The sequence below is a fragment of the Colwellia sp. 1_MG-2023 genome, assembly GCF_030546755.1.
Lineage (GTDB): Bacteria > Pseudomonadota > Gammaproteobacteria > Enterobacterales > Alteromonadaceae > Thalassotalea_H.
Map to the genome: position 1 here is coordinate 257118 of NZ_JAUOPE010000001.1, position 20581 is coordinate 277698.

Consider the following 20581-nt stretch of genomic DNA (forward strand, 5'->3'; position numbering starts at 1 on the left):
TATTAAAAACCTAAACTAGATAAAAGATCATCAACGTCGTCTTGGTCTGCGACAACATCATCTCGTTCTTTTGTATTAACAATTGGGCCTTCCACTAAGTTTTCACCTACTTTAGGCTTCGCGATTTCGCCAGCCTGATCAGAAGTAATACCAAATGCTGTTAACATATTAATTAAACTATCTTCAACTTCTCTTACTAAGTCGATTACTTTACGTATCACTTGCCCAGTTAAATCTTGGAAATCTTGAGCCATGAGTACGTCAGTCATTAAAGCGTGCATATGTGCTGTATCACGGTCGGTAGTCTTTAGTAAGCCATCTATATCTTTACATAAGACTTTAAACTCTGTTACCGACAAATCATTATTCATTAATTTATCCCAGAGAGGATTAACCGCTTTCACTTGCGCTTGAATATTATCAACAACAGGGAATATTGACTCTACAGCATCCATGGTTTTGTTTGCTGCTTCTTCTGTGCGAGTTATAACATAATTAAGTCGTTCTTTCGCATCAGGAATATCAGCATTAGCAAGGTCATTCAAACGAGAATCAACTTGAAAGTTCATGAGTGAATCATGAAGTTGACGTGTTAACTTACCTATTTCAGCAAATAATTCTGTATTAATAGGATTCTGAATTTCAGCTATTAAATCATCAGCTTTATCTTGCTGCTCTGTTTCTAAGTATTCAACAAGCAGCTTAGCTTGTTCCAAAGAAACATGGACACCATTATCTTTACTCATGCAACATCCTTACCTGACAGAGAGTGCCATTTATCCTAAGCGTTCAAAAATTTTATCAAGCTTAGTTTTTAACGTTGCTGCAGTAAATGGTTTAACAATATAGCCATTTACACCCGCTTGGGCTGCCATAACTATCTGTTCTTTTTTAGCTTCTGCAGTTACCATTAATACGGGAATGTGCAATAACTTCTCATCAGCTCGAATCGCTTTAAGTAGGTCAATGCCTTGCATACCTGGCATATTCCAGTCGGTTACCACAAAATCAAATTCACCTTCTTTAAGCATAGGTAATGCAGTACTACCATCATCAGCTTCTTGAATGTTAGTGAACCCTAAATCACGTAATAAATTTTTAACTATACGTCTCATTGTTGAAAAGTCGTCAACAACAAGAACTTTCATATTTTTATCCAAGGCACCCTCCAGGGAGATCATTCAAAATTTTTAAAACCTAAAACTATAAGTATACATTGTACTTAACTTTGCCAAGATTGCATACGTGCTTTTAATCGATGCAATGCTTGACTATGAATTTGACTTACTCTTGATTCACTTACATCGAGAACTTGGCCAATTTCGCGTAAATTCAATTCTTCATCGTAGTATAGTGACAGTACTAAAGCTTCTCGCTCGGGTAAAGTAGTAATGCATTCGGCTAACGCTTTTTTAAAGATAATTTGTTCAATGTCCTCATAAGGGTCATTACTGTTTTTATCTTCAAAAGATTGAATAACATCTTCACTTACACCAAGGTCATCAATACCTATTATTTTACCTGAACTGACCTCACTAAGAATATGATGGTACTCATTTAGCGAAATATCAAGTTTTTCAGCAACTTCAATATCAGTAACATCACGTCCAAGTTCAGCTTCTAATGCTTTAATTGCCTCACTGACCATACGACTATTTTTATGTACTGAGCGTGGAGTCCAATCACCACGGCGTATTTCATCTAACATGGCGCCACGAATTCGAATGCCAGCAAATGTTTCAAAGCTCGCACCTTTAGTAGCATCAAAATTATTTGCAGCTTCAAGTAAACCAATCATACCAGATTGAATAAGGTCATCGACAATGACACTTGCGGGGAGTCTTGCCAATAAATGATAGGCAATACGTTTGACTAAAACGGTGTGCTGTTCAAGCAACGCGCTTTTATCTATTTGAACATTATAAGTATTAGCTTTTACCAAAATAGTCCGCTCTTTTGACTAAGTTCTGAAAAATATTAACTTTCTAATAACTGCTCGATGAAAAACTCCAGATGGCCTGATGGATGGTGAGGGATTGGCCATTTGATAATTTTACTTGCTAATGCTTTAAAAGCTCTAGCTGCAGGAGAGTCTGGGAACGCTTCAACAATTGCTTGCTGTTTTCTTACTGATTTACGAATATTTTCATCGAAAGGGATAACGCCTACTAAATCTAATGCTACATCTAAAAATCTGTCAGACACTTTAGATAGTTTTGCAAAAAGCTGTTGTCCTTCTTTTGAACTTCTAACCATATTGGCGACAACTTTGAATTTAAATACATCGTGGTCACGGCTTAGTAATTTCATTAACGCGTAACAATCAGTAATAGAGGTTGGCTCATCACACACCACTAACAAGACGTCTTGGGCCGCGCGAGTAAAACTTAACACCATATCAGATATACCCGCAGCGGTATCAACGACAAGTACGTCAAATTGTGTGCGCATATCACTAAAGGCACGAATTAAACCCGCATGCTCAGATGGCGTTAAATCGACCATTGATTGAGTACCCGACGTAGCAGGAATTATATTGATGCCAGCAGGGCCTTTAATAATAATATCATCAAGTTCACATTCACCTGATAACACATGAGAGAGGTTACGTTGAACTCTTAAACCAAGCATAACATCAACATTGGCAAGGCCTAAATCGGCATCTAAAACTAAAACTCGTTTCCCCAATTGCGCCATTGCAATTGAAGTATTTAATGAGACATTGGTTTTGCCTACGCCACCTTTACCACCAGAAACTGCTATGACTTTTATTTGATTATTTTCTTGCATTTTTCGTAAGCCACTCGCCTGATCTATCATTAATTTTTATCTCTAATTGCTCAATATATTCTTCGATAATATTTACATACTAACCGCATGACTTGCTGGCATAGGCCGCCAGGTATTTTGGCAGTTTACTTTTGTTGCTAGTCTATCTGCAAGCGTAACTAATTTTTCAGCATTTGCAACTTTAATATCTTCAGGAACTCTTTGTCCATCAGTAAGATAACCTATTGCTAAACCATTTTGAATAGAAGTTGCAATGATTTCGCCAATACTAAGACTTTCATCAAGTTTAGTATAAATTGCCCCCGCTAATGGTACTTTTTTAAACCGTTCAACATTTTCTTGCATCACACGTTGCTGAGTATTTGCGGCAAGCACTAAATAATTACGAATTCTAACACGAGAATTTGCCATTAGCGTGGTTAAATGTTCAGAAAGACGCATATCTCGTTGCCCCATTCCTGCGGTATCAATTAATACTAATTTTTTATCTGAATATTGCTCTAACAGAGTATCTAACGCTTTTGCATCTTTAGCTAGCTTTACTTGACAACCAATGATACGTCCATAAGTTGAAAGCTGCTCAAAACCTGCAATTCGATAGCTATCTGTAGAGATCATTGCCACTTTATCCGCACCATGAATTTGAGCAAAGCGTGCCGCTAATTTCGCAATGGTTGTGGTTTTTCCAACACCGGTAGGCCCAACAAGCGAAACCACTCCACCACGATGAATAATATCATTATTGGTGGTATTTAATTGTTGAGATAATAATTGTTTAGCAGTTTCCCAAGCTTGTTCTTCATTATTGTGAACAGGAATGGCACTTGCGATTTGATCGGCTACTTGTTCGTTCAGACCAATATTCAATAGTCGGTTCACCATTAATGCTTTGCATGGATCTTTCTTTGCCATGTCTTGCCACATTAAGCCAGAAACTTGATGCTCAAGCAGCTCTCTAATTGACGCCATCTCTTTGCGCATCTTTTCCACTTCATCTGAAACACCACTCGCAGCACTATGATTATTAGCTGAAGGACTAATACCCGACGCTTGATGATTTTCTAAGGGTACGCTAGTCGCTTGTTGATCATTTTGAGTAATAGGTTGCTGATTATTTGACATTGCAGACGCCGCAGGTTGATCTGCTTTATGCGATGTGTAAAGCGAACCTTGCTCTAATCTATCAGTGAAGCTTTTTAACTGCTGCTCAATGTCTTGTTGATCTAAATTCGTTTGTTCATTCGCTTGTTGACTAGCTTGCTCACGTTGCACTTTACGTTGTAGCAAGGCAGATAAACTATCACCCCCAGCTGCTGGTGGTTGTTCGTTAGACAAAGGTTGTTTTAAATTGTTACTGGTAGAAAGAGAAACCACGTCATTTTCAATATCTCTTGATTGCACTGATGCCTGAGCAGGAGAACTTTCTTGAGTATTAGTATTTTCGCTCGTTGCTGTAGGGGCTTGCTGACCATAGTCAACCGCCGCCATTAATTCGACACCTTCAGGAATTTTTTTATTTGACATGATAACAGCATCCACACCTAGTTCGTGCTTAATTTGCTCTAAAGCCGTTCTCATATCTTTTGCTACAAAACGTCTAATCTTCACGGAAAACCCCTTACCGAATACTTAACGGCTATTACCTAACTTCGTTATACAGATGATTACTGGCCAATTGAGCTAACAATTTTAATTTGTTTGTCATCCGGTATTTCTTGATACGAAATAACTCTCAAACCAGGGATGGTATATTTTACAAACTTAGCGAGTACCGTTCTTAAAATTCCTGAGGTCAACAATATTGGAGTATCTCCTGCCAATTCTTGTTGCTGTGCTCCATCAGTTAAAGACGTTTGTAATCGTTCTGCTAAGCCTGGTTCAATACCTGCGCCATCGTCACCTGCCATTTGCATTGACTGGTGCAACATCTGTTCCAACTCTGGTGACAAAGTTATGACAGGCACTTCAACTTCAGGCCCAACTAATTCTTGAACAATAAACTTGCGTAGAGTGATCCGCACTGCCGCGGTTAAGACTTCAGGATCTTGACTCTTAGGTCCGTACTCCACTAACGTTTGAATAATGCTGCGCATATCACGAATAGCAACGCCTTCGTTCATTAAGTTTTGTAAAACTTTAACGATAGTACCTAAAGTTAAAATATCTGGGATCAATCCTTCAATTAATTTAGGGTAGTTTTTGCCTAAAATATCTAAGATGTTCTGTACTTCTTCGTGTCCTAATAATTGCGATGCATTATTAGTAAGAATTTGACTTAAATGTGTTGCCAGAACCGTTGCAGAATCTACGACGGTATAACCTAGTGCTTGAGCCTGGTCGCGCTGAGCATGTGTGATCCAAACAGCGTCTAAACCAAACGCGGGATCTTTCGTCGCAATCCCCTCTAGTTTGCCATAAACCTGACCTGGGTTAATTGCTAAATCATGATCATGCCTAATTTCCGCTTCACCAACCGTAACTCCCATTAAGGATATTTGATAAGTATTTGGGTCAAGATCTAAATTATCGCGAATATGTACAGCAGGCACCAGAAAACCAAACTCTTGCGATAGCTTTTTACGTACCCCTTTAATACGGTTTAGTAACTCGCCACCTTGTGATTTATCAACCAGTGGAATTAAGCGATAACCTATCTCTAAACCGACAATATCAACATGATTAACGTCATCCCAGCCTAAGTCTTTTACTTCGGCTTCTTGCTGTTTCGTTTCAATTTGAGCGGCTTCTTTTTGTTTTGCGATATCGATAGCTTTCGCCGCTTTAAATTTACTACTGAAGAAAGCACCACCGGCAATCAATGCAGCAAACATTAAAAACGCTACATGAGGCATACCAGGAACAATCCCCATAATAAACATAACGCTAGCGGCAATATATAACGACTTTTCTTGCCCTAATTGACCACTGACTTGTGATCCCATATCTTCGCTTGTATTTTGACGGGTCACAACAATAGCTGTACCAACAGAAAGCAGTAAGCCGGGTATTTGTGCAACTAAGCCATCCCCAATCGTCAATAACGTATAAATTTCTACGGCACTATCAAAATCTAAATCATGTTGGATCATGCCAATAACTAAACCACCAACAATATTGATAAATAAGATTAAAATACCAGCAATGGCATCCCCTTTAACAAATTTACTCGCACCATCCATTGAACCGTAAAAGTCAGCTTCACTGGTAATTTCAATCCGTCGCTCTCTTGCTTGATCAGCATTAATGAATCCCGCATTTAAATCGGCATCAATGGCCATTTGCTTACCTGGCATCGCATCTAGGGTAAATCGAGCTGTAACTTCTGCAATTCTGCCGGCACCTTTAGTAACTACAACAAAGTTGATGATAATTAATATGATGAAAACCACTAAACCAACGGCGTAATTACCACCAATAACAACTGAACCAAAGGCTTGAATGACCTTACCTGCCGCATCAGGACCTTCATGACCTTCCAGTAACACTACTCGTGTACTAGCGACGTTTAATGCCAATCGTAAAATGGTTGCGATCAATAACACTGCCGGAAAAGAACCGAATTCTAAAGGTTTTAATGTATATACAGTGATCAACAAGACCACCAAAGAAAGTGCAATATTAAAGGAAAAAAGAATATCGAGTAAAAAAGCAGGCATTGGCAATATCACCATACCCAAAGCTGCCATGACTAGTATCGGTGTGCCGAGTCCAGAGAGGAAACTAAACTTTTTTTGTTTTAATTGATTTAAATGAGCGACTAGTTGCATTTAATTTACATGATAATTTTTTGACACATACCATGGCAGAGCAATAGTTATACCAAAAGTCGCTGCAAATTATAATTGCTTATATCGACACTCAAACTTAATACTTAAAATCATCGGGAATGGGTAGGTTTTTCGCTAATGGAATGGGACGCTTAGCTTTGCCACTTTTATGAGCATTTAATTGAAAAATAAACGCCAGCACTTGTGCTACTGCACCAAATAACTCTTCGGGGATATCTTCATTGACTTCCGCGGTGTAATAAAGTGAGCGAGCGAGGGCAGGAGAAGCAATAATTTCAACACCATGTTCTTTGGCAATGGTGCGAATATGTATTGCCATTTCGTCAACCCCTTTTGCGATCAGTTGAGGCGCGCCACCTTGGGCGGCATCATATTTTAATGCGACTGAAAAATGGGTAGGATTTGTGATCACCACATCAGAATTTGGTACTTCTGCCATCATACGACGCTGCGACATTTCATATTGCGTTCGCTTAATTCGTCCTTTATTTTCCGGGCTACCTTCTGAGCTTTTATGTTCATCTTTAATTTCTTGTTTGGTCATTTTAAGTTCTTTATTGTGAGACCATTTTTGATAAGGGGCATCAACAATAACAATGATAATCAAAGATAAACCCAGAGTAAGAAACATCCATAGCAATAGATCAACGGCATGAGAAAAATTAGAAGGGATAGCTTCAATACTGAGTGATAAAATTTGCTCAAATAAGCCTGTTAATAATAAATAGGCCGAGAAAAAAACCACAAAAAATTTCAATAATGACTTAAATAACTCAACATAAGCTTTTAAGCCAAACATTCTTTTAAAACCAGCTATAGGAGACATTCTGCTTGCTTTTGGCATCATAGCTTCCCATGACCAGCTGATCCCACCTAACATAGTATTGCCTACAAATGCGGCAACAATAACAATGGCAAAAATCCAAAGTAAAGGACTAAAAATTAATGCGACATTTTTTCTGACTTCGCCAAATAAAGCATTAACATCCATGATTTCTTCGCGCGATAAACTAAATTGATTTTTCATAATATGCGAAAGGCTTTCTACTAACGCATCACCCATAATCATTAAAGCAATAGCACTACTGACCAACACAAACATAGTCCCTAAATCTTTAGAACGGGCTATTTGACCTTTGCTTCGCGCATCCGCCATTTTTTTTGCGGTTGGTTCTTCGGTTTTTTCACCACTATCTGACTCAGCCATTAAGGCACCTCACAATCAATAAGATAACAGCTAAAATCGAGTGCTCGTTGCCATTGTGCTTCAAAATGCGTTAAAAAATTACCCATAGTCAACCACATAATTAACAAGCCTGAACACATAGTGATTGGAAAGCCGATAGCAAAAATGTTCAGCTGAGGTGCTGCTCTGGTCATAATACCAAAAGAAAAATTAATGAGTAACATTGCAGTTAAAGGTGCCATTGATAAAGAAAGTGCTGTGGCAAACATCCAACCGCCCCATTCAACCACTTCTTTAAATTTCATAGAATTAAATGATTCCATCGGAATAGGCATGGTTTCAAAACTTGCGACCACAAATTGCAAATAAGCTAAATGTCCGTCCATTATCCAAAAAAGCAATGTTGAGAGGATTAAGAAAAACTGCCCTACCGCAGGCACATTCATACCACTTGCCGGATCAACCAAAGAGGCAAAACCTAAACCGGTTTGCATAGCAATAATTTGTCCTGCCATGGTAAAAGTATTCACCACCATAATTGTCACTAAACCAAGCATCACACCGATAATGGTTTGCTCAGCAACTAAGAGCGCCGTTTGCAAAGAAAATAAGGTGCCAATATTTGTTGGCGGGATCGCCGGCATAATTGCAACAGTAATGGCGATTGAAAGATATACCTTAATATTACGTGGGATGGATTTAGCACCAAAGCCCATCATAGACATAATTAACGCAGACACGCGAGATAAAGGAAGTAGAAAATCTGCGAGATACTGATTAATAACTGCTTCTGAAAATTCCATCAGCTATTATCTCTGATCAACTAACAACACTAGGAATGCTAGTGATTAATCGAATAGAGTAATCCATTAACTTTTGTACCAACCAATGCCCACCAATAATGAGTGCTAATAATGTGACAATCAGTCGAGGTAAAAAACTTAATGTTTGTTCGTTAATTGAGGTTGCAGCTTGAAAAACAGCAACAATTAAACCAACAATTAAACTTGGTACTATTACCGCACTAACCAGAACAATCACAAGAAAAAGTGCATCACGAAGAATATCAACAAAGACCTCTGGACTCATTACGTGACTCCCATACCATAACTAGTGGCGAGAGTACCTATCACCAAGTTCCACCCATCAATTAGCACAAACAGCATTAGTTTAAAAGGTAATGAAACTATCATTGGAGATAACATCATCATACCCATCGCCATTAAAATACTGGCTACGACTAAATCGATGATTAAAAAAGGAATAAATAGCATAAACCCGATTTGAAATGCCGTTTTTAACTCACTGATAACAAAAGCAGGAATAATAACGGTCATCGGTAAATCAGTTGGCTTATCAACACTCGTAATTCCTGCCATTTGCGCTAAGGTATCTAAGTCTTTCAAACGAGTTTGTTCAAGCATAAATGCGCGAAGTGGCACTTTGGCTGAATCTAATGCTTGAACGGAAGTCATTTGCTCAGCTAAATAAGGCTGAATAGCCGTTTCATTAATTTTATTATAAACAGGTGTCATAATAAAAAGCGTCATAAATAACGTTAGGCCAATAATAACTTGATTTGAAGGTGTTTGTTGTAAACCAAATGCTTGACGTAAAATTGACATCACGACAATAATACGAGTGAAAGATGTCATCATAATTACAGCCGCGGGAATAAACCCCAAAGCTGTCATAAAAATAAGTATTTGTAGGGTAACCGAATATTCTTGTGAACCGTCAGGATTCGTCGTTAATTTCAATGCTGACATAGATAAATCATCGGCTGCAAATGCAGATGAAGCAAACATAAAACAAGCAATAACAATAAAGTAAACCAGATAGATAGGCGTAATTTTTTTGCCGGTAACGCTTCTTGGTAAAACTTTATTTAACATAATGATGATTAGCCTTAATTTCTAGACATTCGACGATGAATTATTTTCTGCTGGTTTATTTGTCACACTTTCATTTGTGGCGGATGCATCAACAGCGGAAACATTTGATTTTTTAGCCATAAAACGATCAAACGTTCGGCTTAAATGAGGGGAAAGTGGACGACTAACTTCTAGTGGTTTGTCTAATGTTTTAATTAAACTAATTTGTTGACCACTGACACCTAATAATAATTGGTCATCAGCAATTTGAACCACCACTAATTTCTCTTTATGCCCTAACGGTAGGCTTGAAATAACCTGCATGCCAGATACAGATTTATTGGCAAGATTAAACTTCTTTAATATCCAAGCGCTAACAATAATGACCGCCAAAACCATGAGCAAAGAAGCAATCATACTCATGGCATCTAAATTTGGATTAGCGTGTTTACCCACTTCAACGGTTTCTTCTTGAGCAAAAATATTTATCGAAGTAACCATCAATAATGAGCACATTAAGTTGATATTAAAACCTTTAATCACATTCCCCTTTACAAATAACCGCATAAGATAATTGGATAAATCACATCTATTTAAGCTTTTTAATTCGCTCAATTTGGCTAATAACATCCGTTAACCGAATACCAAATTTATCATTCACTACAACCACTTCACCATGAGCGATTAACGTACCATTAACCATGACGTCTAATGCTTCACCCGCGACTCGATCTAACTCAACCACAGAGCCTTGATTTAATTGTAATAAATTACGAATGCTAATATGACTTCTACCTACTTCCATCGAAATAGTAACAGGAATATCGAGTATCGCATCTAATTTACGTTTCTCGTCGCCGGTAATAGGAACATCTTCGTCCTGAAGTTCATCCAGTTCAACTGGCTCAGCTTCAGCATCGGCTTGTTCATCCATCGCTTCATCCCACATGCTTAGATCTTCGTTTTCTTCATCACTCATGCTTTTGCCTCTTTCTAATACTCTAAATCATCTTCTAACAGATGTAATTCGGCGTCACTGTCTAATCGTTTACCACCTTTCGTTAAGATAGTAAGTTCATTTTTAACCGACTCAGGACGTTTAATTTTTTCTTTGATTTGTAATGCAACATTGTCACGGCTTCTGCCAAGTTTCGCTCTAAAGCTTGGTAGGTCTTCTATTAAGACAGTAATATGTTCTGGCATTTCAATTGGAATAATATCACCAGCTTCAAGACTCATCACTTTAGTAAGCGGGATATCCACTTCTAAGAATTTTGTTGAAAGTTGAACTGGCACATCTAAAATTTCATCACGTAGCGCTTTAGACCAACGCATATCCGTGTCTTCTTTATCACTTTGCACACCAGCATCAAGTAATTCACGTATCGGCTCTAACATTGAATATGGCAAAGCCACATGGAAATCACCGCCACCACCATCTAGTTCAATATGAAATGAGCTGATCACCACCACTTCAGTTGGGCTGACAATATTTGCCATTGAAGGGTTTACCTCAGAATCAAGGTACTCAAAAGAAACGTCCATTACAGGCGACCATGCTTCTTTATAGTCCTCAAAAATAAGTTTTAATAACATTTGAATAATACGACGTTCTGTTGGTGTAAATTCACGGCCTTCAATTTTGGCATGATAACGACCGTCACCACCAAAAAAGTTATCCACTAATATAAACACTAACCGAGCTTCCATCGTGATAAGACCTGTGCCTTTTAGCGGTCTAAATCGCACCATATTCAAACTGGTAGGTACAAATAAGGTGTGAACATATTCACCGAATTTGATCATTTGAATACCATTGATAGAAACTTCTGCCGTTCTGCGCATCATATTAAATAAACTAATTCGCATATGACGAGCAAAACGCTCATTAACCATTTCAAGCGTAGGCATTCGACCGCGCACAATACGATCTTGTGAAGAAAAGTCATAGTCACTGGTACCTTGCTCTTCAGCAAAGTCCTCTACTACTTCTTCTTCTTCAACTTCATCAACACCATGTAAAAGCGCGTCAATTTCGTCTTGCGATAATAAGTCACTCACTTGATAGTCTCTTTATTAGCTCATATAAAACGATTAAGCACTTGTTACGTGCCGTTACTCAATAGGATTTTTGCACTACTGCATTACAAAACCAGTAAATAATACTTTTTCAACAATGTTGCTTCCCGCAACGTCCGTCATAATTTTGTGCACTTCAGCTAAAGACTTTTGTTTTAACGATGTTTTACCAGCACTTGTCGCTAAATCATCAGCATTTGATTGAGAAAATACAGCCAATAAAGTACTTTCAATTAATGGCACATGTTTTTTCGCGGCTTCCTCATTATCAGCGCCGCGCACTAACAATTGCACTCTAATTTCAACAAATCTGTCTCGTGCCGCGCCGGGAACATTAAACCTAAAAGGTCTTGGCATTGGCACATACAAAGCAGTACCGGCACTCGCACCTGTTGTCGGCGCTGCACTACTGCCATCCGCTGATGCTTCAGCGCCACCAGAGTTGAGTGCTGCGTCTAATTCAGCTTGACTCACTTCAGGCTCACCACCTAAAAACATAAAGGCTCCGCCGCCAATGGCTAAAATAGCAACGACGGCACCAATAATAATTATTTTTTTCTTTTTGCCAGAATTGTCTAATTCTAAATCTTTTTCTTTTGCTTCATCTGCCATGAACAATCCTTAACGTTTTAACAGTTTATATACTCAACTATATCCTTGATTAAGCTAAGTGAAAACGCTTTTCTGTAATTATGCATAGTAATCTACGCCACTTGCTGAAGCTTTATACAAATTAGCCCCAGATAAGACTATTTGATCATTCTCCGACTCTTGACTGTCAAGTCCATGCTGGCTGTTTTGTTGAGCAGCATCGCCGCCTTCATCTGCTTGTTGGTTTCGTTGCTCAATATTCGCATCGCCTACATCAACACCACTTTGCGCTAACATATCTTTAAGTTTATCAATATTTTGTTCTAAAGCTTCTTTAGCTTGTTGATTTTGTACAACAAAATTTACCGCTGCTTGCTCATTTTGCAAGTTTAATTTCACGTGCATACTGCCAAGTTCAGGTGGATCGAGTCTGATCTCAAATTGTTTAATCTTTTGATTAATCATCACCATTACTTTTTCTTTTACAGCATCAACAAAATCTTTCCGGTTAATTGAAATCGTTTCTGCTTGAATATTGATCGCAGTTTTAGCCGATTGAACAGAAATAGAATCAGCCGCCGCTTTTACAAGGTTACTTTGTATGGCTTGCTCTTCGGCATAATTCAAGCTTTGTTGATTTAATACCTGATGACTTGCTGCTTCAGAAACTGTTGTTTGCAAAGCGCTTTTTTCTGTGGCATTTATCACTAATTTTTCACTAAACTCAATCTCTTGCTCAGTATTAGCCGATACTTTTTGATGCTCTTTGAGTAAGTCAGCTTCACCTTTACCTAAATTTTGCTCTTGATTTTGTTGGCCTTGTTGCTGACCTTGTGAATAATTTAATTGAGAATTATCTGATGATAAACGGCTATTAACGGTGGCTTGATGGATAACCCGTTCTGTAGATTGTTCATTTTTAGCGGTATTTTTTATTTCTTCAGCACTCATTTCCACGACTTTCGGATCAATGGCGCTCATTGTTTGTGTCTGTTTTTTCGCTATTTCAGCGCTTTCAGCATTTAATTTTATCGATTGGGTGTTTTCTTTCGACAAGCTAGCTAAGATCGAGTTTTTATCTGTTGGTGAATCAATATCTGTTTCATTTGTCAGGTTTTCTTCATCAACAATACCAACAAGATTGTTTGTCACAGTCGACGATGAAACCGCAACATGTGTCTCTTTGGCTTTTAATTTTTCATCAACAGTAATTTCAATAGCGTCTGAATCAAGTGGTTTATCAACTAAAATAGCTGCTTTCACTGATTTCGCCGTAGCGGTTAAATCAGTGATAAGTTTTTCGTTGATATTCCCTTCTGCTGCTAGTGACTTTATCTTTTTAAGCGGATCGTTTATGTCAACGGCTTGTTTAGTGACTTCATCATTACCAACCTCAGATTGAGTTGTCGCAATTTTATCACTGTCTTTGACATCTTTAGTTGCTAATTCTGCTGTTTGTTGTGCGATGTTTTCTTGTGCTTTACTTGATTGTTTAGCAGCTTGGCTATTAATGGCAACCACTTTTTCAGCAAGGATACTTTCTTTATTTTCACCCTTTACTTTGACGTCAACATGTTCTGTTGACACTTCATCAGAAGCCAAAATAAATGAGAGTAACTTTTGAGCAACATCATCATTAGATGCTAGTTGAACCTTTTCGCTGCTTTCAACTGTAGACTGATTACTCTCAGTTTCTGCATCACTGTGCTCCTGCTTGCTATTCGCGTTAACAGCGTTATCAGTGTCTTGTGTTTTACCCGCTTCATGCGCAACCGTAGCATCATTTTCATCTAATAATTCTTTATCAGCATCCGTCTCCGTGTTTTTCATTTCCGGTTTACTTCTGCCGGCCTTTTCATGATGAGATTCAAGCTGTTCCGCTTTGCCACTGCGCTGCGAACTATTGCCGCTTTCATGATTTTGCTGTTTAGCCATAACATCAGAAAAGCGTGCTGAACTGGCTTCATCATTCGATGAGCTTTTTGCTGAAACTGCTGATGTATCAACACTTTTAGCTAAATCAATTGCTAACATATTAACCTGTGACATAAATCAACCTTTGAAAAGTTATCGGAAAAATTATTTAATTTTTGTCTGCTCTGGTAGTTTAAAGCAAAACTTGTTCCAACTTACTTTCGAACCATTAAGGACGCTTTCTAATAAATTGTTGTAATGCGATTTCATCAAACATTTGCTGCTCTTGTTTATTCGCTTTCACTTGCATAACTTTTAATTTTTTTGCTTTTAAATGTTCAACCGCTTGTACTTTTTGCCGTTGAGCTAACCACTGTGTTTTTCTTTGAGCAACTAACGACTTTGCTTGTGCTATAGCAATTTCAACTTGTTCAGCGGCATTATCAAGCTTGGCAACAAAGGCATGAAAATGTCGATAAGTCGCACTGTCTATACCTTCCATAGAACGTTGGTTTAGGCGTTTCATATATTCCAAACGATAATCACCGACACTCTGCAAACGCATTAAGTTATCTTGATAATCATGTTCAGCAAGTTGTAATTGCTGCGCTGCTTTTTTTTCTTTGTCACTTTCAAATTTATACAAAGTATCAAGCTGCTTCATTGACATAGTTAACCTAACCTTTTTATATCGTTAATAACCGAATGCACAATCCACTATATTGGTCTATTGATTCGGTACTTGTTGATTATTTGCATGAGCTTGTGCTGCAGACAGTATTTCTTGTAACTGCGTTAAACTTTGATCATAAGGGATCACATCAGTCATCTTTTGTTGTAAGAAAAAACGTATTACTGGCAATAGTTGAATGGCCTGATCAATACGAGGATCGCTACCTTTACTATAAGCACCAATTGCAATCAAATCTTTATTCTGCTGATAAAGCGAGTACACTTGCTTTAATTGCTGAGCAAGCTCTTGATGTTCAGGACTAGTGACCATTGGCATAACACGACTAATTGACCCTTCAATATCAACCGCAGGGTAATGTCCTGAATCGGCTAATTCACGCGATAAAACGATATGTCCGTCTAAAATTGCACGAGCTGCATCCGCGATAGGATCTTGTAGATCATCACCTTCAGTTAACACAGTAAAAAAAGCCGTTATTGCACCTTGGCCTTCACCACCATTTCCTGCCCGCTCAACTAATTGCGGTAACTTTGAAAAAACTGATGGCGGATAGCCTTTAGTTGCTGGTGGCTCGCCAACGGCTAATGCAATTTCACGTTGCGCTTGAGCATAACGAGTAATTGAGTCTATCAAAAGTAAAACATTGAGCCCTTGATCACGAAAATATTCACTAATTTGTACGGCTGTTTCACAACCTTTTAGGCGCATTAGCGGTGAGTTATCCGCAGGGGCAGCAACAACGACAGAGCGTGATCGGCCCTCTTCACCTAAAATTTCTTCAATGAACTCTTTCACTTCTCGGCCACGTTCTCCAACTAGTCCAACAACAATCACATCGGCCGTTGTTCCGCGCGTCATCATGCCAAGTAAAACACTTTTACCAACCCCAGAGCCTGCAAACAATCCCATACGTTGACCTTGGCCAACGGTAATAAAACTATTGATTGCTCTTACGCCAACATCGAGTGGCTCTGTTATCGCTCGACGAGAAAGCGGGTTAATCGGTGCATTGCTTTGTTGATAATTATCAGCGGCTTTAATAGGCCCTTTACCATCTAGTGGCTTACCAACGCCGTCGATGACTCGACCTAATAAATCCATGGATAAAGGTAAACGAGTTTTCTTAGATAAAGGCACAACCCTAGCCCCAGGTAAAACACCTTGAAGACTTTGCTCGGGCATTAAATAGGTAATGTCATTAGCAAAACCAACAATTTCTGCGATTAAATCACCTTGGGCAGTTTCTACTAAACATTGACTACCAACAGCCGCTTTAACACCGACAGCTTCAAGCGTTAATCCAACAACACGAACTAATCGCCCTGCCACTGATACTTTATGCGGATGGATAAATTTCTGGCTATTTTCTAGCCGTTGATTGAGCCGTTGAACATCTATCATGAATAGTTTTTTGACACTTTAAGGCTAATTTACTGATGTAATGCTTCTTGCAAAAACGATTCCAATACTTCTTTTATGCGAGATTTAATCGACAGGTCAATATTTGAGGTGCTGTTTTCTATTTGACAACTGCCTTGAGATAATTGTGGCGCCGCCACTAAACGCCAACCTTGTTTCTCAATATGTTCAGGGGTAAATTCTTGTTCAATAAGGGTTATATCATCTGGATGAAGTAGTATTTGTGTTTGCGCATCTTGACTCGGTAATGCTTTCATACCTTCTCCAAGCGCAGATAAAATAATAGCAGGATTAGTTTTAGCTTCTTGTAATGTTATCGCTTCAGTAAGCTGTACCACTAACTGTAGTAATTGTTGTTCGACATTTTTTTCTACAACCGTTAATGGTTGATGTAGTTGTTCAGTCAATAACGACCATTTCTCAGTCAATGCTTTAATTACAGCTTGGCCCTCTTCTAAACCATTAGCCATACCTTCTTCATGACCTTGAGTTAAGCCTTCTTCATGACCCGATTTTTTTCCTTCATCAAAGCCGGTTGAGAAGCCTTCTTCTTTACCTTGATTAAAGCCTTCTTCATAGGCTGCTTGTCTAATTTCTTCAATTTCTTCAGCCGTTAGTGGCTGTATTTCTTCTTCAGTTTCTTCTGGTGGTTCATAACGCCATGCCGGCTTTTTTCCTAAAGCATTGGTTTTGATCGACGATTCATCGATTTCTACTTCAACAGACGGCAGTGGCCAAACATCAAGATCATCACCACCTTCTACTTTTAGCAGTTCATCAGCACTTTGGTTATTAGAAAAATTTTTCATTAATTATTTAACTACCTATAAGAATTCATCACCGCCGCCAGCACCGCCTAGCATAATTTCACCTGCGTCAGATAATCGACGTGCTACCGATAAAATTTCTTTCTGTGCCGCTTCAACTTCACTAATACGCACAGGTCCCATAGCTTCTAAATCATCCGCCATCATTTCAGCAGCACGTTTAGACATATTCGACATAATCTTATCTTTCAAGGCATCGTCAGCACCTTTAATTGCTTTCATTAACGCATCTTGTTGAACATCACGTAAGATAGCTTGAATTCCACGGTCATCAACATCTGCAAGGTTTTCAAAGACAAACATTAAGTCTTGAATTTGTTGACTCATTTCTTCGTCATGCTCGCGAATAGAATCCATTAACATACCTTCAACATTGGTATCTAAGTAGTTCATAATATCTGCAGCAGCTTTTAAGCCACCCATTTTCGCAGCTTGTGCACCCGCTTGACCCGCGAATTGTTTCTCCATAATTTCGTTCAATTCTTGTAGTGCAGCCGGTTGTACTTCTTCTAAATTAGCAATTCGCATCATTAAATCTAAACGTGTTTTTTCAGCAAATTGACTCATAATTTCCGCTGATTGCTCAGGCTCTAAGTAAGACAACACAATGGTTTGAATTTGAGGATGCTCATTTCGAATGATATTGGCAACTTGTTTAGAATCCATCCATTTCAAGGAATCTAGACCTTTTGCACCACCACCCATAACAATTTGATCAATTAAATTACCCGCTTTGTCTTCACCAAGTGCCGCGGTTAATGCTTTACGAACAAAGTCATCGCTATTAAAACCTATGGTACTGAAGTTTTGAATTTCATTGATAAAGAGTTTATGTACCGCGGTAATTTTTTCTTGGGTAAAATCTTCCATCGCCGCCATAACAGTACCCACTTGCTGTACTTGTTTAGGCTCAAGATGTTTTAAGATTTGCGCGGCATCTTCCTCTGAAAGACTCAATAATAAAATTGCAGCCTTTTCAGAGCCTTCTAATTTATCAACATCAAAACCAGCCGGTATTGGTGCTAATTCTTGGGTTTCATCACTCATCTTCCATCAACCAACTTTTAACTACTTGAGAGGATAATTCAGGCTCATTTGCTACTAAAGCTCGAACTGCTTTTAATACATCTTCATCACGATGTAAATCAGGTAATTGTAGGCTACCGTCTGGGGCAAATCCAACCGCGCCTGCATCGAAATCTGTTGTTAACATATCCATGGTTTCATCACCTAAATCAATATGTGAATCAAGTGATTTATCACCATAGTCTGACGGCGTTTGGTCAGGGTAAATTAAACGTTTCAACATAGGACGAACTACCGCTAATATCAAAATGATAATAACTAAAGCACCCATGCCTAATTTTAACATTTTAAAGAACCAAGGTTCTTGATAAAACGGAATGACCTCTGGCGCGTCAATATCTGCACGAGAGAAAGGTAACGTGACAACTTCTAGCGCATCACCGCGTTGTAAATCAAAGCCAATACTTCCTTGAAGTAAACGTCGAATGTTAGCAAGTTCTTGTACTGAACGCGGTACTTGCGTTGTAGTCGGTTGAGCATCTTCAACACCTTCTGCTGGAGGTACGGTTGATGTTAAATAATCAAGAGCAACTGAGACACTAATGCGGCGAATAATACCGGTTTGTTGTTTGGTATAGCTGACCGCTTCATCGAGTTCATAATTTTTTGTCGATTCTAAATGCTTACGACTTGGCATCGCTTTTTGTGCATTACCACCCGAAGCATTTTCAGGAATATTTGAGTCAAGTGGCGGCTGATTGGTTAATGCCCCAGGAATGCCACCTAAAACGCCACCTAAGGTATTATCTTCAACTTTCATTTCACTGCGCAGCGCAGGTAAATCAGAGTTATAACGTCTTTGGGTTTCTTCGGTGTTGGTAAAGTCCATGGCAACGTCAACTTGTGCAGTATAATTACCTAAGCCAACCACTGGGATAAGAATACTGTCAATTTTGTCCATGTATTCTTTTTCACGTTTTTGTTCGATTTCAAATTCTTTTCTTGAACGTGAAGACACTGAATCTTGTGAGCCTGAATTTAATAGTCGACCATTTTGGTCTGTCACTGTTACGCGATTAGGATCTAAGCTTTGTACTGCAGACGCTACAATATCAACAACTGAGTCAACTTCTTCTTCTGATAATAAACGGCCTTTTCGTAAGGTAAGTACGACAGTCGCCGATGGGTTTTTCTCACGTTTTGCAAAAACATTGTCACGTGGTATCGCTAATAACACTCGTGCTCGACTAACTGTTTGTAGCTCTTCAATCGTTCTGGCAAGTTGTTGCTCGCGTGAATGTTTTAATCTTTCTCGTTCTAGGCGTTGACTGACGCCAAATCCCATATCTTGCATCAAGATATCACTGCCTTCATCAGGCTCGTCAGTAAGGCCTTCCCGCGCTAATAATAAACGAATATTTTGGTATTCTTCTGCAGGAACAGAGATAGTGTTACTTTCTTGACGGTATTCAACTTCATTAGCATCAAGAAAGTCCATGGTTTTAATCAGTTGTTCAGTGGGTAATTTGGTTAAGTAACGATATTCCGGTTGATTCGCCCACATGATGACAAATACAGCAATAGCTAAACAAATCGCTAACGCCATAATGAGGGTTAATTGACGTAAAATATCAACATTGCCCATTGCTGAAGCAAAGCCTGACTTTTGCTCATCAATGCTGTTATCTGCATTATCGGCAGCGACTAAATCTGAACCAGAATCAGGTGCTGCTAATGCTGTATTGCTAATATCTGCCACTTCACTTCTCCGCTAACTAAAACTGCGTTACTACGTTGTATTTATTATTTAATATTTTGAAAAATGTCTTAAAACACTATACTTGCATCGACATAATTTCTTTATATGCTTCTACAAATTTATTGCGTATTTGCACGGTAGCATCAAACGCTATACCCGCTTTGGATGCTGTGATCATCGTATCCGCTAACGTAACGCTTCTATCACCCATTTCAAATGCATTGCGTTTTTCTTTAGCTTCTTGTTGTACATCATTGACGGCATTAACGGCTTGTTTAAGCATGCTGCCAAAGTCGCTCGTTGATTGATTAACGGGCGTGATATTGTTTTCAAGATTTGACATACGATTGCCCGTCGCTTCAAGCTGCATACTTTGCATTTGGGCATAAAGTGAATTCGTTTTGATATCCATGTTTTTCTCGCTTGTGTCAATATTTTGTATATTTAACGCTATAACGGGTTACTGCAAACAAGGTGCCAAGAATTTCAAGGAAGGTTATGAGGGATAGAGCAAACAGATAATACTATAACAATCAAAAGGTTAAAATAAAAAAACAAAAATCAACATAGAAGATGAAGTTGACTTAATGTGGATAAGTTTTGTTTGGCATACTCAAAAAACTAACCAGCTGAG

General features: G+C 38.6%; 21 protein-coding genes. All 21 read right to left on the minus strand.

The features are described 5' to 3' along the window. Positions 1-2: 2 nt before the first annotated feature. Positions 3-746 (minus strand): protein phosphatase CheZ, encoded by a 744-nt coding sequence (locus tag Q4493_RS01045; protein ID WP_303448717.1) that lies wholly within the window; start codon positions 744-746, stop codon positions 3-5. A gap of 30 nt (positions 747-776) precedes the next feature. Beyond that, positions 777-1160: a chemotaxis response regulator CheY gene (gene cheY / locus Q4493_RS01050; protein ID WP_303448718.1), complete on the minus strand. Its 384-nt coding sequence runs from the start codon at positions 1158-1160 to the stop codon at positions 777-779. Positions 1161-1222: 62 nt separating this feature from the next. Next, positions 1223-1942 carry an RNA polymerase sigma factor FliA gene (locus Q4493_RS01055; protein WP_303448719.1) on the minus strand — a complete coding sequence of 240 codons (720 nt, stop codon included), beginning with the start codon at positions 1940-1942 and terminating at the stop codon, positions 1223-1225. A 35-nt stretch (positions 1943-1977) separates the two neighbouring features. Further along, positions 1978-2820 carry a MinD/ParA family protein gene (locus tag Q4493_RS01060; protein ID WP_303448720.1) on the minus strand — a complete coding sequence of 281 codons (843 nt, stop codon included), beginning with the start codon at positions 2818-2820 and terminating at the stop codon, positions 1978-1980. A 42-nt stretch (positions 2821-2862) separates the two neighbouring features. Then, positions 2863-4398 (minus strand): flagellar biosynthesis protein FlhF, encoded by a 1536-nt coding sequence (flhF, locus tag Q4493_RS01065; protein ID WP_303448722.1) that lies wholly within the window; start codon positions 4396-4398, stop codon positions 2863-2865. A gap of 56 nt (positions 4399-4454) precedes the next feature. After that, positions 4455-6557 carry a flagellar biosynthesis protein FlhA gene (gene flhA, locus Q4493_RS01070; protein ID WP_303448723.1) on the minus strand — a complete coding sequence of 701 codons (2103 nt, stop codon included), beginning with the start codon at positions 6555-6557 and terminating at the stop codon, positions 4455-4457. A 97-nt stretch (positions 6558-6654) separates the two neighbouring features. Continuing rightward, the gene (flhB, locus tag Q4493_RS01075) at positions 6655-7785 is read right to left on the minus strand and encodes a flagellar biosynthesis protein FlhB (protein WP_303448724.1); all 1131 of its coding nucleotides are present in this window, start codon (positions 7783-7785) and stop codon (positions 6655-6657) included. Further along, positions 7785-8567, minus strand: coding sequence for a flagellar biosynthetic protein FliR (fliR, locus tag Q4493_RS01080; protein ID WP_303448727.1), 783 nt, complete (start codon positions 8565-8567; stop codon positions 7785-7787). The genes flhB and fliR overlap by 1 nt, the downstream gene beginning before the upstream one ends. Before the next feature lie 16 nt (positions 8568-8583). Beyond that, on the minus strand, positions 8584-8853 hold the full coding sequence (gene fliQ / locus Q4493_RS01085) for a flagellar biosynthesis protein FliQ (RefSeq protein WP_303448728.1): 270 nt from the start codon (positions 8851-8853) through the stop codon (positions 8584-8586). Then, positions 8853-9572, minus strand: coding sequence for a flagellar type III secretion system pore protein FliP (fliP, locus tag Q4493_RS01090; protein ID WP_303449082.1), 720 nt, complete (start codon positions 9570-9572; stop codon positions 8853-8855). The genes fliQ and fliP overlap by 1 nt, the downstream gene beginning before the upstream one ends. A 108-nt stretch (positions 9573-9680) precedes the next feature. Continuing rightward, positions 9681-10181: a flagellar biosynthetic protein FliO gene (fliO, locus tag Q4493_RS01095; RefSeq protein WP_303448730.1), complete on the minus strand. Its 501-nt coding sequence runs from the start codon at positions 10179-10181 to the stop codon at positions 9681-9683. Between the two features lie 46 nt (positions 10182-10227). Next, positions 10228-10617 (minus strand): flagellar motor switch protein FliN, encoded by a 390-nt coding sequence (gene fliN, locus Q4493_RS01100; protein WP_303448731.1) that lies wholly within the window; start codon positions 10615-10617, stop codon positions 10228-10230. A 14-nt stretch (positions 10618-10631) separates the two neighbouring features. Then, positions 10632-11699 (minus strand): flagellar motor switch protein FliM, encoded by a 1068-nt coding sequence (fliM, locus tag Q4493_RS01105; protein WP_303448733.1) that lies wholly within the window; start codon positions 11697-11699, stop codon positions 10632-10634. A gap of 75 nt (positions 11700-11774) precedes the next feature. Further along, positions 11775-12329: a flagellar basal body-associated protein FliL gene (fliL, locus tag Q4493_RS01110; protein ID WP_303448735.1), complete on the minus strand. Its 555-nt coding sequence runs from the start codon at positions 12327-12329 to the stop codon at positions 11775-11777. A gap of 78 nt (positions 12330-12407) precedes the next feature. Continuing rightward, entirely contained in the window at positions 12408-14357 is a 1950-nt protein-coding gene (locus Q4493_RS01115; protein ID WP_303448736.1) for a flagellar hook-length control protein FliK, read from the minus strand. Between the two features lie 94 nt (positions 14358-14451). After that, on the minus strand, positions 14452-14892 hold the full coding sequence (gene fliJ / locus Q4493_RS01120; RefSeq protein WP_303448737.1) for a flagellar export protein FliJ: 441 nt from the start codon (positions 14890-14892) through the stop codon (positions 14452-14454). A 57-nt stretch (positions 14893-14949) separates the two neighbouring features. After that, complete coding sequence (gene fliI / locus Q4493_RS01125) at positions 14950-16317, minus strand: flagellar protein export ATPase FliI (protein WP_303448738.1); 1368 nt, start codon at positions 16315-16317, stop codon at positions 14950-14952. A gap of 29 nt (positions 16318-16346) precedes the next feature. Continuing rightward, positions 16347-17144, minus strand: a complete 798-nt coding sequence (gene fliH / locus Q4493_RS01130; RefSeq protein WP_303448740.1) for a flagellar assembly protein FliH — start codon at positions 17142-17144, stop codon at positions 16347-16349. 15 nt (positions 17145-17159) lie between these two features. Further along, positions 17160-18209 carry a flagellar motor switch protein FliG gene (gene fliG / locus Q4493_RS01135; protein ID WP_303448743.1) on the minus strand — a complete coding sequence of 350 codons (1050 nt, stop codon included), beginning with the start codon at positions 18207-18209 and terminating at the stop codon, positions 17160-17162. Beyond that, positions 18202-19866 carry a flagellar basal-body MS-ring/collar protein FliF gene (gene fliF / locus Q4493_RS01140; protein WP_303449084.1) on the minus strand — a complete coding sequence of 555 codons (1665 nt, stop codon included), beginning with the start codon at positions 19864-19866 and terminating at the stop codon, positions 18202-18204. The genes fliG and fliF overlap by 8 nt, the downstream gene beginning before the upstream one ends. A gap of 157 nt (positions 19867-20023) precedes the next feature. Next, positions 20024-20359 (minus strand): flagellar hook-basal body complex protein FliE, encoded by a 336-nt coding sequence (fliE, locus tag Q4493_RS01145; RefSeq protein WP_303448745.1) that lies wholly within the window; start codon positions 20357-20359, stop codon positions 20024-20026. Between the last annotated feature and the right edge of the window lie 222 nt (positions 20360-20581).